The following is a 12,889-nucleotide window of genomic DNA, read 5'->3' on the forward strand; positions in this document are numbered from 1 at the left end:
ATCTTTCCTAGTCGAGCCAAATTTGTCGGGCTTATGCTGGCGGTGTTTCAACCTGTAACTCACTTGCTATTCTAATATAAAGCCGTGCTGGAAGCACGGGGTTTTAAACCCATTTTTCTGATAAATATATGAATCAATATTTTGCAACCGTAGCAAGAGGCTTGGAAGCCTTAGCTGCAAATGAACTGGAAGAGCTAGGCGCTCATGCTGTAGAGACAGGCTTTTGTGGGGTTAGTTTTACAGGCGATCGCCAATTACTCTATCGGGTTAATCTTTGGGCGCGATTGCCATTCCGTATTTTAGTCAAATTAGATGAATTTGATTGTATTGATGCTGAAGATTTATATCAGGGTATCAAAGCCATCGACTGGTCGGTATATCTCAGCCCAGACATGACGATCGCCGTTAATGCTACGGGAAAGAGTGATCGCCTCAATCATACGCACTTTACGGCGCTGCAAGTCAAAAATGCGATCGTCGATCAACAAATGGATCGATTTGGCGATCGCTCTAATGTGGATGTACAGGATGCTGATGTAAAAATCGCGGTGCATATCGATCAAGACATTTGCCAAGTTAGTTTAGATAGCTCAGGGGATAGTTTGCATCGGCGGGGGTATCGCCCTGCGGTGGGTCTTGCCCCCCTCAAAGAGTCCCTTGCCGCCGCATTGATCCGAATGTCCGATTGGGAGCCACAGCAAATGTTTTACGATCCTCTCTGTGGCTCTGGCACTTTGCCATTGGAGGCAAGTTTAAAGGCGTTACATATTGCCCCAGGGATGTTTAGGGAGCGATTTGGTTTTGAGACTTGGTTGGATTTTGATCAGGCTCTATGGGCAGAGTTGATCCAAGATGCTGACGATAGTCGGGTGGAAAGTCTGCCTGCGCCGATTTGGGGCAGCGATCGCAATCATGAGGTGGTGGATCAGGCGATCGTCAATGCCAAAAACTGCGGCCTAGCCAATCACGTTTATTTTACAAAATTAGATCTCGAAGAAGTGGTGGCTCCTGCGGACAGTGGTGTGGTTTTTTGCAACCCTCCCTATGGCGAAAGATTAGGCAGAAATAGTGATCTGGGGCTATTTTATAAGCAATTGGGGAATGTCCTCAAGCAGCGCTTTAAGGGCTGGACAGCCTATGTCCTAAGCGGTAATAAGGAGCTTTCGCAAACCATCGGCTTAAAATCTTCGCAAAGGATCGCCGTACTCAATGGTGCTTTACCCTGTCAGTTGATGAAATATGAACTGTATTAAGGCATGAAGATTAAGGAATTAGGGGCAGCACTAAAGTGATGAAGTAATACACCAAAGGCGCAGTAAATACATAGCTATCAGCGCGATCGAGAATACCGCCATGTCCTGGCATGATCTGCCCCGAATCCTTCACGCCTGCATCACGTTTCATCATTGACTCGGTGAGATCGCCCAACAACCCAGCAACACCAATCAATAGCCCCAAAATGCCGCCCGATAGCCACCACTGTTGCCAACCAATGCTATATGCCCAGAGCATTGCCGTCACCACACAAAAAAGTAGCCCTGCGATCGCTCCTTCCACAGTCTTCTTTGGGCTAATGTCTGAAAGCCTTGTGCGACCTAGTGCCTTCCCGAAAATATAAGCCCCCACATCTGAAGCCCAAATGCAGCAAAAACCCATCAGGACATAAATGCTGCCATTAGAGACAGGGAAACTAATTTTCAACAGGGATAGTTGATCTAAATTTCGCAAATAGTTGAAAAAGTCAAATTGCTGAAGGCGATCGCTAACTACAAAAAATGAGCCAGCATCGATGCCCCGAATCCTTACCCAAAAGCTCGGTAAATAGCCACCATAGAATAAACCCAAAATCGAGGCAGAAATGTCGGAAATAGTGGCAATTCTGGGCTGAAATAGAAGATAAAAACAAATAAAAGTACCAGCGATCGGGATTACCGCATCGGCTAATTCCACCCGCACCTGTGAAACAACGAGCAGTGCTAGACTAGCAGCTATGGTGATTTTGCTGGCTGGCACAATTTCCTTAGCGCGTACCAAGGCAAAATACTCCATTTCACCAAAAACAATTAATAGCGCAAACACTGCGGTAAAAGCCCAACCACCGATCGCGATCGCCGCTAACGCAAGCGGCACAACTAATAAAGCACTGATAATGCGAGTCCAAGGCATGGAAATGGCACAATATTTTTAAGTGGACAGGGATTGAAACTGTCTTCAGATTACAACCAGTTGAGGTTTAAAGTATTGCATAGAATTTTTGAGCATTGCTGTGAAAATGTGCTGTCCAAAAAATTTTATGGGTTTCAAGTCATTGCCAAGCGCTGTAAAGTTACAATTATGTAGATCAAGTTTTATGTAAAGTAGGAATATTAACGCTATGACTGAACCAACCCAAGCCCCTCAAGCCGCCGATCCCAAAATGGGCTTTAATACCTATGCTGAGCGCCTGAATGGTCGTGCTGCTATGGTTGGGTTTATCCTTGCCATCGCGATCGAGTTTGTGACCCATCAGGGTTTGTTGGCATGGTTAGGGCTAGTCAAATAGCCCATTCAGAAATTGAGTGGCGGCGCTTTGCGCCGCTAACTCTATAATATTAAAATCCCTAAAAACTTTTATGACACCTAGCAAAATCGAGAACTTATTCTTTTGGATTGCCGCAATTGTGGGCGTAGTTCTCGATCAAGTTTCCAAATATCTAGCTGTGCAGTATTTAAAGGGAGTTGGATCTATTCCCTTAATCAATGGCATATTTCACCTCACCTATGCCACGAATACAGGCGCGGCATTTAGTCTCTTTAGTGGACAGATTGACTGGCTAAAATGGGTTTCCCTGATTGTCAGCTTGGGTTTGGTCGGCTTGGGACTGTTTAGTAAAGGTTTGAGTCGTTGGGAGCAGGTGGGCTATGGCTGTGTTCTTGCGGGGGCGGCTGGGAATGGCATCGATCGCTTTGTGGCGGGGTATGTAGTAGATTTTGTGGATATTCGGATCATTCGGTTTGCAATTTTTAATATTGCGGATGTGGCGATCAATGTGGGTTTGGTGTGTTTGGCGATCGCCGTAATTTTCACGACAAAGCAGCCTCGCCGTAAGGGCAAAGATATTTGATAGAAAGATGTTATTGTGTGAGCGCGGCTCCGCCGCGCTCACACAATATCGTTTATCAGGATTATGGTCTGGCAAAATTTTTTGATATTTGCTGCCGCCTTTTTAGCGGGGGGAATTAATGGCATTGCGGGGGGGGGTAGTTTTATTTTATTTCCCGCTTTGTTGTTTGTGGGCATTCCGCCCATCCCTGCCAATGCCACCAATGCGATCGCCCTTTTGCCAGGGACGCTCGCTAGTGCAGGGGCATATCATCGCGAAATTGGCAGCAATCGGCGGACTTTGATCCAGATCTGTGTATTGGGGGCGATCGGTGGCATTATTGGCGCAGTTTTGCTGTTGCGAACGCCATCCGATGATTTCTTAAAAATTCTGCCCTATCTACTATTGACTGCCACCCTAGCCTTTGCCTTTAGCAAAAATATGTCAAATTGGGTAGAGCAGCACCAAGCGCAATTTGCTAGGTTCAAGGTGTTTCGGACGGTTTTAATTACAATCTTGCAGCTAATTGTGGCGGTGTATGGCGGTTTTTTTGGTGGCGGCATGGGCATTTTGTTTCTAGCCTCCTTTGCGCTGATGGGGATGACCAATATCAATCAGATGAATGGTTACAAAACGATTTTGACGAGTTGCATTAATGCGGTCATTATTATTCCCTTTGTTAATGCGGGGGTGATTTTATGGCAGGAGGCAGCGATCGCGGCGATCGGCGCAATTATCGGCGGCTATATGAGCGCCTACTATGCCCAAAAAATTGCTCCTGTACTAGTGAAGCGCTTTGTAATTGCCATTGGTTCGGCTATGACTTTATATTTCTTTGTAAAAAGTTGGCTGTGATACTATGCCCTAGCCTGCAACATTTTATCAAGCCATTCGATCAGGCTGTCTAGTTGCTTGTCATGGGGCAATGTTCCTAATCCTCTAACGGTGACATTGCCTTTGCTGAATACAAAACGCGATCGCAGGTGAGTGGGTAAATGCTCGTGTAAAATCTTCCAAGCGGGTTCTTCCATTTTTGATTCGAGGACAACGTGCTGTTTGCCATCGGGCTTGATGCGTGAGAAGCCGATCCGTTTAGCAATGAGTTTTAGTTCCATCACCTTGAGTAACTGCATCGCAGGCGCAGGGACAGCACCATAGCAATCATTCCATTCTTCGATAATCTGCATCAGTTCGCGGCGCGAGTTGACGGCGGCAACAGTGCGATAGGCGCTCATTTTGCGATCACTATCGATAATATATTCCGCAGGGATAAAGGCGGTAATTGGTAAATCCACTTGGGTATCATCGACTTCAGGGATTTCGGAACCACGAATTTCGGCGATCGCCTCCTGTAGCATTTCCATATATAGATCAAAGCCGATGGTATTGATCTGCCCTGACTGTTCCGAGCCGAGAATATTGCCCACACCCCGAATTTCCATATCGCGCATCGCCAACTGATAGCCCGAACCAAGATGGGTAAATTCTTGGATCGCCCTTAATCTGCGCCTTGCCACATCGGTAAGTTCGCCTTTTTCTTGATAGAAGAGCCAAGCATGTGCCTGAATGCCAGCACGTCCAACCCGTCCCCGCAGTTGATAGAGTTGCGACAGCCCAAAGCGCTGAGCGTCCTCAATAATAATCGTATTCACGCGGGGAATGTCCAGCCCCGACTCAATAATCGTGGTGCAGATCATCATATCTGCTTCGCCACTGTTGAAACTGAGCATGGTGGTTTCTAGTTCCGCTTCAGGCATTTGACCATGGGCGATCGCCATGCGGACTGAGGGCAACATCTCATGGACACGCTCTGCCACCTTCTCAATGTCATCAATGCGCGACACCACATAAAAAATCTGTCCACCCCGATCTAGCTCTTGACGGATCGCCGATCGCACGAGTTCGGAATTGTAGCGGGATAGATGGGTCATGATCGATCGCCGTGAGGGTGGTGGTGTCGTGATTAAACTCATCTCGCGCACCCCCGACATCGCCATATAGAGGGTGCGGGGAATTGGCGTTGCCGAAAGGGTTAACACATCGACTTCCGTTTTTAAGGTTTTGATCTTTTCCTTTTGTGCCACCCCAAAGCGCTGTTCTTCATCAATTACCAACAGCCCTAAATCCTTAAACTGCACATCCTTCGCCAATAGTTGATGGGTTCCCACCACAATATCCATCTCCCCCGTTTTCAGTTTGCGAATGATTTCCTTCTTTTCTTGAGTACTTTTAAATCGATTTAACAGCGCAATATTGACGGGATAGGCGGCATACCGTTCTTGGAGGCTATGGTAATGCTGTTGCGCGAGAATCGTGGTGGGAACTAGTAAGGCAGCTTGTTTGCCCGATGTTACCGCTTTGAAAATGGCACGAATCGCCACTTCCGTTTTGCCAAAACCCACATCACCACAGACAAGGCGATCCATCGGGCGACAACTTTCCATATCCTGCTTCACATCCTGCGTGGCTTTGAGTTGATCGGGTGTGGCTTGATAGGGGAAAGAATCTTCCATTTCCTGTTGCCAAGGATTGTCGATTGGGAAAGCGTAACCCAATTGCTGCGATCGCTTGGCGTATAGTTCCAATAGATCGAAGGCAATCTTCTTGACGGCTTTTTTGGCTTTAGAAGTCGCCGTAACCCATGCTTTACCTGCCATTTTATGCAGTTCGGGCGCAGTTTCATTCATACCCCGATAGCGCGACAGGATCGCCATCTGATCCACCACCACCCGCAAAATGCCATCGGCATATTGCAATACTAAATATTCGCGAGTTTCATTATTGACCGTCAATTTCTCCAATTTGAGAAACTTACCCACGCCATGATTTTTATGTACCACAAAATCCCCTGGGGAGAGTTTATTGAGATCCACCTGCTTAGAAACGGCGCGGCGGCGTTTGCGGACATAGTTGGGCGTGCCAAGGGCGTGCTGTCCAAAAAATTCGCGATCGCTAATCACGGCAATGCGATAGGTGGGTAGTACAAAGCCTTGAATTTCGGCAATACCCGAATATTTCAAAGCAACGGCAATGCGAAGATTATGATTCTTCTCGATCGCAGGATAATCATGGACATTGGGAATGAATTGCGCTTGGCAATCATGCTCCTGTAATAGTGCCACGGTGCGCGAAGGTTGGGCGGAGATGAGAATGATTTTATACTTCTGTTCGCGATATTCCCTGATGGTTTGGGCAATCTTGCCGAATTGGTGCGGCACAACAGGCACAGGGCGACTGGACATATTGATGCCACGATTTTCTTCGGCAAGTTCAAACAGTTCAAGGCGGGGGAATTTGTTGATTTGGATTAAACAATCCGTAAAGGAACGATGGAGATTGCCATTAATATTTTCTGCATTATTCTCTCTATTCGTTGCCAGTAAATCCCATAGGGCGGCGGCAGATTCATACCAGCGATCGCTATGGGCTTGACATTGATCTGGTTCATCCATGACCACTAGGCAGTGTTCAGGATCAGGCAGATAATTCAACAAAGAGGCTGTTGAAGAAGGATGCACAGCAAAGGTGTGGGGACTAAAATCATCTTCAAAATTTGGAGGTTGATCCTGTTGTGGTACACCACCAAGAATATGGGCGTAGGTAATCGGGGTCAGCAACACCACATCGATGCTATCTAGGGGACGCTGGGATGCAGGGTCAAACTCACGAATCCGTTCAATTTCATCGCCAAACCAATCGATGCGAACGGGCATTTCACTTGATACAGGAAAAATATCAATAATGTCGCCACGCCGCGCCCATTGCCCCTCCGTCTCCACAGTGGTGGCATTTTCGTAGCCCATGTGCGTTAAGTTTTCCGCCATATCCCGCAGGGAAATCTCCGCACCCACCTCTAGGGAGAGGCAATAACTTTTAAAGGCATCGGGGCTAGGCAAATGGGGCTGTAAGGCGCGATCGGTTGCCACGATCGCCATTTTTGCCGATGGATTACCCGCCTTTTGCTGAGAATTTTGCTGAAGATGATCCCCCATATTAACCAAGTCCGACAGCACCTGCATCTGTCCCCAAATCACCTCCGATTCGGGAGCATAGGACTCATAGGGCAGAATGTCAGAGGTGGGATAAAAATGTACCGTTTGCCATCCCATTGTTTCTAGCTGCACCGCCCAGCGCCCCGCTTCCTCAATGGTTGCCGCAATCACTAGCATGATCCGTTCTTTGTGCTGGCTCAAAATCGAGCTAACCAGCCCCTTGCCCACCCGCGACAGCCCCGAAAGCGTCAGTTGGCGCGATCGCGTTAACTTAGTTTCTAGTTCATCGGTAAGTGGCGATCGCATCAAAGAACGAATTACTGAAGAAAATGGCATAGTCTAGGATTGTAACGGCATAACTTTTACAGCGATCTCAATTCTAAATAATACGCTACTGCATCGTGGGATAGTCAGTATAGCCTTCAGCGTCACCACCATAGAATGTATTGCGATCAGGCGTATTTAGGGGGGCATTGGCAGCAAAGCGCTCCACTAGGTCTGGATTAGCAATATAGAGACGACCGAAGGCAACAAGATCCGCATTACCTGAGGCGATCGCGGCATTGGCTGACTCAAAACTATAGCCCCCAGCGGTGATGATTGTGCCATCGTAGATGGGTCTGAAGAAGTCAGATCCTAAGTCAGGTTGATCTTCCGCAGATTCAAAGCCTGCGACTCTAGGGGCGACTAGATGGAGATAAGCGAGATTAAAGCGATTTAGCTCTTTAACCGCATAGCCAAAAGTCACTGCCCGATTGGAATCATACATACTGTTGAATGTGCCACTGGGCGAAAGTCTTACCCCCACGCGATCGCTTTCCCACACATCCACCACCGCCGCCGTCACTTCCATAAGCAGTCTAGCGCGGTTTTCAACGGAGCCACCATAGCTATCAGTACGCTGATTGGTATTGTCTTGCAGAAATTGATCCAATAGGTAGCCATTAGCGCCATGAATTTCCACGCCGTCAAAGCCAGCTTCGAGGGCATTCTGAGCCGCAATACGATATTGAGCAACAATTTGGGGGATTTCTTCTAGCTCTAAGGCACGCGGTGTGACAAATGGCTGCATTCCTGTATAGGTGGATGCTTCGCCTGCGGGGGCGATCGCTGAAGGAGCCACGGGCAGAGCGCCATCAGGTTGCAGACTAGGATGGGAAATCCGTCCAACGTGCCATAGTTGCAAGAATATTTTACCGCCCTTACCATGTACGGCATCTGTCACTAATCGCCAACCCTGAACTTGCTCAGGTGTATAAATGCCTGGGGTATTGGGATAACCCATCCCTTGGGGTGAGATTTGCGAAGCTTCGGTAATCAGCAAACCTGCGGATGCTCTTTGGGCATAATGAATCGCATTGAGTTCTCTGGGTACATATCCTGCGGCGGCACGGTTGCGAGTGAGTGGAGCTAACACCACGCGATTGGGTAATGTATATCGACCAAGTTTAACGGATGTTAGGAGAGGAGATGTCATGGGGTGTTTTATGTGTAGTGATTCGGCTTATTCAAGAAAATATAGCGTAGTAATTTTCTGCTTTCAAAATTATCGCCAAATATCAGCTTTAATCCATTAAGGTGTTGTTATATTTTCGTAAACTATCGACCCAGAATAACAATTATCGCTAAGACAATTGATAGTAAACCTAATGCGCTGCTGACAGCGATCGCCATCCACAATTTTTTCTCTTGTTTTTGCTGAGCCAATCTAGTTTGAGCAACAATGTTATCACGGGTTTGACGGACTAAATCACGCAAAGAGGAATCCACAGCGATCAAAGATTGATCGAACTGTGCCAATACTGCATCATTATCTGATGCGTTAGGTTTCTGTACGTTTTCCGCTAGAGCCTGTAAATTTAACTGGGTTTCAACCTGATTTTGTAAATTCAAAATTTGCTGTTGCATTTGGTTTACCAAAATCTCAAGATCTTCTTTCTCTTTTTGAAAATTAGTTTGTTTTGCTTCCAAATCTTTGATATATGCCTGTAAAGCTTCCAAAGAAATGCGATCAGGTACTAATTCTTTTACCTCTAATAGTGGATAGTAAGCACTAATAAAATCAAACCTTACTTTTGTACGAGGGATTAGACCATTTACACTTATCAATAGATGCTGTCTGATAGCGTTTGGTAAGGGTATTTGTAATCTAATCTCCTCTTTTATATTTGATCTAAAATCAAGGTTATAAGATAGTTCTTCTAACTTTTTTTCAATGTGAAGCTTTATATTCGTTACTGAATTATAAACTAAATCAGCAATAATTAACCTACTTGCCCTAGGTATATTTTCAACTAAATAATTAATATTGGCAATTGCTATGTCTTGCTTATTAAGCTCATTTAAACAATTTTGAAATATAAACAAATTAGAGCTTTTTATTTGTTGATTGATATTTTTTAGACTATCAGGCTCACATAAATCTAGATCAAAAATATTAATGTTAAAATTTTTACTTTGCCATAAGTGAGGAATAATAAAATTTTTTACTAAATTAATACTGAAATTCCAGGTTGAGGCAAAAATATCGTAGGCATATATATTTAATTCTTCAATCTCTAGCGCGTTTTCATTGATGAAGTTTATTATGGCGACCGCTTCAGGGGCAGCGCCTGCACCAAATAAACAGACGTTTAATATGTTGTTTTGAGAGCATAGTACATCTTTCCCATGACGATTTAAAACTTCATAGGTCATTTCTATATAGGAAGGATAATAGGCAATTAAATATGCAGCTTGAACATTTCTATCTCTATAGTCGACATTTATCTGTTTGTTTTTGAAACTAGATCTGAGACTTGTAACATAGGGCTGTAAGCTCTTTAAAAAATTTATTTTTTCCCTCTCTAATTTAATATTATTGGCTGAATATAAACTATTTAAAATTAATTCATAAATATTAATCATGATATCTATTCTCTCTAGTTCCCCGATACAATTATATATCTAAATGTTAAGTTTATTCTTGATTCTCTAACTCTACGCATCTTCGGCACTTGATGCTGCCAGTATTTTTGAGTTGTGCCACTCATGAACAGAAGATCCCCACTGTTTAATAATAACTCTATTCTGTCTAGACTTGCTTTTACCTTTGATCTTAATTCAAATTTTCTCGATGCCCCCAAACTCAGAGATGCAATAACAGGTGTTTCTCCCAACTCTGGTTCGTCATCACTGTGCCATGCCACACTATCAGTGCCATTCCTGTATTGATTTAATAAAACACTATTGAATTTATGTTGTATTCTTTCTTCAATTTGAGACTTAAGTAAAGATAAAGTTAATGTCCAAGGATGAGGATTCATCAAAATACCTGAATAGGTATAGGACATATTAGGATCTCCATACCAAGCCGTTAATCTAGGAATGGGAATTTTTCGTCCATAAATTTTAATCAGGTCTTGTTGCCATGCGATATTTTCAAGTAATTCTTTGTAGAGTATTTCCTCTTGACTATCATATAGAAAATTTCTATATAGACAGATTTCGGCATTAGGAATATCGAAAAAGATAGGACTACTAAGTTTCATTTACTTCATACCGCCTATTGATGTTCTAAGTAGCCCATAAATATTTCTGGATTTTAAATCAGGGCAAAGCGCTGGAGCAGATCTAAAATTGGCGGCGGGAGAAGATGAGGATAGCGATCGCCAGTACTAGAAGCGCATAGCTTAGGATATAAACACCATTGTTAAACATATCGCCTAAACTTGGCAAAATATTATATACCGCCTCATTTTTGAGGTTGGCGCGGGATAAATCGGGCAGCAGCATATAGAAAGTGCGCGTGACAGCCTGAAGGTTAGGATTTTTTGATATTTCACCCAACAGCAATAAATCACGGCTGAAATTGCCGATAAAATAGGCGGCTAGGGTCAATAGGGAAGCAATTAGGGAACTGGTAAAAGAGCCAAACAAAATGGCGATCGCCCCCAATAGCATAATTTGCCAAAATATAAAAAAGTTAGCAGTTAGAATAGCCGCCACAGGAATATCAATCCGCTTAAATGCCATCAATGCCCAAAAAATTACGGACATAATGGCAACTAGCGCCCCTACCACCGCCGATAGTCCTAGATGTTTACCAAGGACAAACTCAGCGCGGTGCATTGGCTTCGCAATCAAAATAAAAATCGTTCTTTTATCGACTTCTTTATTGATCAAGTTAGTTCCGACCAGCACGGCTACCAATAAGCTCACAACTTCGATCGCTGCTACACCCGTATCCACAATCATCTTCGCCGAAGAGTCATAGGAAAACTCTGGCAACATGAACATCGCTGCGACCACTATCAAAATGTAGAGCAGTGATAGATACAAAACCTGTTCGCGCACAGTTTCTCGAAAGACATTAGTGGCGATCGCCCAGATGCGACCAAAGCTTAGACTGAGGTTGAGACTAGAGTTCATAAGCCTGACTAGAAAAAGACTAAACTACAGTTTACATGAACTCCTTACTGCTTCATCCTAACAAGATTTACCCAATCAACAAAATCCACAAAATTTTGAAAGGATTGCTTCATGCCACTTTCAAAATTTTTACGAGACTACGCAAAACATCAATAGGTTGTAAGATAAATATACAAACCTATAAAAATCTAAAATTTGGTGGCTCATTATTGATGCCTATTACTGATGCCTAAATGTGTAATTAATCGCCGCGCTGAATTTTCCGCTAGTCACCGCTACTGGTTGCCCGAAATATCAGCATCAGAAAATTTAGAAAAGTTCGGTGCTTGCACCAACTTCCCCCCCCACGGACACAATTATGTTTTGTATGTGGGGATGGAAGGAGAAATCGATCATACGGGCATGGTGTTAAACCTCTCCGATGTAAAGCATACGATCGCCCGTGAGGTGACGACCCAGCTAAATTTTGCCTATCTTAATCAAGTATGGACAGAATTTGAGCAAACCCTACCCACCACCGAAAACATCGCCCGTATAATTTGGCAGCGCTTAGAAAAACACCTGCCCCTTGTCAAAATTCGATTATATGAACACCCTGAGCTTTGGGCTGATTACCAAGGTAATGATATGCAAGCAACTCTAACTATTAGCACTCACTTCTCTGCCGCCCACCGCCTCGCCCTTGACAGCCTCTCCTTTGAAGAAAATAGCGCCATCTATGGCAAATGCGCCCGTGTGCATGGGCATGGACATAACTATCATTTAGAAGTGGCGATCGCTGGCGACATTGAGCCGCGCACAGGCATGATTGCCGACCTTGGCGAGTTCCAAAAGGTGCTTGATCAATATGTCCTTGAACCCATGGATCACACCTTTTTAAATAAAGATATCCCTTACTTTTCGGAAGTAGTTCCCACTGCCGAAAATATCGCCGTTTATATTCAAAAGGTGCTGACCCAGCCCATTCGTGACATCGGCGCGAAACTCCATAGCATCAAGCTGATCGAGAGTCCCAATAATTCCTGTGAGGTTTATGGAGAATACCAACTCTCAGACATTGCCCAATCTTTAGAAGAAGCTCTCGCCAAGGCAGCTTAATTCTACATCACCTTAATTTCTCTATCTCCCCTTACGAATAACTTGTACAGACAAGTTATTCCCCATAGCATCAGTTAATAATGATCCCCCCTCAATCCCCCTTAAAAAGGGGGAAGAAGAAAATTTTCTTTTCAATGGGGGCTAGGGGAGATCTAACCCTTAAGACTTAGCTAGAGAAACTTGTATATACACCGTAATGGGAAATAGCTTGGGTATTCTGTCGAATTGATTAAGAATACAAACCTCAATAGCGATCGCTGATAACATCTTGGCACTGTGCATATTCTGCCAAGGAGTCAGCATCAT

Annotated in this window: 12 protein-coding genes; 5 read left to right on the forward strand and 7 right to left on the reverse strand. The window is 44.5% G+C overall.

Annotation, left to right across the window (positions count from 1 at the left end; genetic code table 11):
• Positions 1-128: 128 nt before the first annotated feature.
• Positions 129-1,253: a THUMP domain-containing class I SAM-dependent RNA methyltransferase gene (locus tag H6F44_RS15465; protein WP_190351928.1), complete on the forward strand. Its 1,125-nt coding sequence runs from the start codon at positions 129-131 to the stop codon at positions 1,251-1,253.
• 10 nt (positions 1,254-1,263) lie between these two features.
• On the opposite strand, the gene H6F44_RS15470 is transcribed toward H6F44_RS15465, so the two are convergent.
• On the reverse strand, positions 1,264-2,166 hold the full coding sequence (locus H6F44_RS15470; protein ID WP_190351929.1) for a phosphatidate cytidylyltransferase: 903 nt from the start codon (positions 2,164-2,166) through the stop codon (positions 1,264-1,266).
• A 208-nt stretch (positions 2,167-2,374) separates the two neighbouring features.
• Between H6F44_RS15470 and H6F44_RS15475 the strand changes: the two genes are divergently transcribed.
• The 3 genes from H6F44_RS15475 to H6F44_RS15485 all read left to right on the forward strand — a co-directional run bounded on the left by H6F44_RS15475 (position 2,375) and on the right by H6F44_RS15485 (position 3,938).
• Positions 2,375-2,542, forward strand: a complete 168-nt coding sequence (locus H6F44_RS15475; protein WP_190351930.1) for a hypothetical protein — start codon at positions 2,375-2,377, stop codon at positions 2,540-2,542.
• A 70-nt stretch (positions 2,543-2,612) separates the two neighbouring features.
• Positions 2,613-3,104, forward strand: a complete 492-nt coding sequence (gene lspA / locus H6F44_RS15480; protein ID WP_190351931.1) for a signal peptidase II — start codon at positions 2,613-2,615, stop codon at positions 3,102-3,104.
• Positions 3,105-3,167: 63 nt separating this feature from the next.
• A complete protein-coding gene (locus tag H6F44_RS15485) occupies positions 3,168-3,938 on the forward strand; it encodes a sulfite exporter TauE/SafE family protein (protein WP_190351932.1) in 771 nt (256 codons plus the stop codon).
• Positions 3,939-3,940: 2 nt separating this feature from the next.
• Here the strand turns inward: H6F44_RS15485 and mfd are convergent, their stop codons facing one another.
• The 5 genes from mfd to H6F44_RS15510 form a co-directional block, all read right to left on the reverse strand.
• Positions 3,941-7,411, reverse strand: a complete 3,471-nt coding sequence (gene mfd / locus H6F44_RS15490) for a transcription-repair coupling factor (RefSeq protein WP_190351933.1) — start codon at positions 7,409-7,411, stop codon at positions 3,941-3,943.
• A 55-nt stretch (positions 7,412-7,466) separates the two neighbouring features.
• Positions 7,467-8,552, reverse strand: coding sequence for an alkene reductase (locus H6F44_RS15495; protein ID WP_190351934.1), 1,086 nt, complete (start codon positions 8,550-8,552; stop codon positions 7,467-7,469).
• A gap of 122 nt (positions 8,553-8,674) precedes the next feature.
• On the reverse strand, positions 8,675-9,982 hold the full coding sequence (locus tag H6F44_RS15500; RefSeq protein WP_190351935.1) for a hypothetical protein: 1,308 nt from the start codon (positions 9,980-9,982) through the stop codon (positions 8,675-8,677).
• Positions 9,983-9,996: 14 nt separating this feature from the next.
• Positions 9,997-10,605, reverse strand: a complete 609-nt coding sequence (locus H6F44_RS15505) for an alpha-ketoglutarate-dependent dioxygenase AlkB family protein (protein WP_190351936.1) — start codon at positions 10,603-10,605, stop codon at positions 9,997-9,999.
• Positions 10,606-10,687: 82 nt separating this feature from the next.
• Positions 10,688-11,485, reverse strand: coding sequence for an ABC transporter permease (locus tag H6F44_RS15510; RefSeq protein WP_190351937.1), 798 nt, complete (start codon positions 11,483-11,485; stop codon positions 10,688-10,690).
• Positions 11,486-11,710: 225 nt separating this feature from the next.
• Between H6F44_RS15510 and H6F44_RS15515 the strand changes: the two genes are divergently transcribed.
• Positions 11,711-12,583: a 6-carboxytetrahydropterin synthase gene (locus H6F44_RS15515; RefSeq protein WP_190351938.1), complete on the forward strand. Its 873-nt coding sequence runs from the start codon at positions 11,711-11,713 to the stop codon at positions 12,581-12,583.
• 159 nt (positions 12,584-12,742) lie between these two features.
• Here the strand turns inward: H6F44_RS15515 and H6F44_RS15520 are convergent, their stop codons facing one another.
• The gene (locus H6F44_RS15520) at positions 12,743-12,889 is read right to left on the reverse strand and encodes a hypothetical protein (RefSeq protein ID WP_190351939.1); all 147 of its coding nucleotides are present in this window, start codon (positions 12,887-12,889) and stop codon (positions 12,743-12,745) included.

Source organism: Pseudanabaena cinerea FACHB-1277 (assembly GCF_014696345.1).
Classification (GTDB): Bacteria; Cyanobacteriota; Cyanobacteriia; order Pseudanabaenales; family Pseudanabaenaceae; genus Pseudanabaena; species Pseudanabaena cinerea.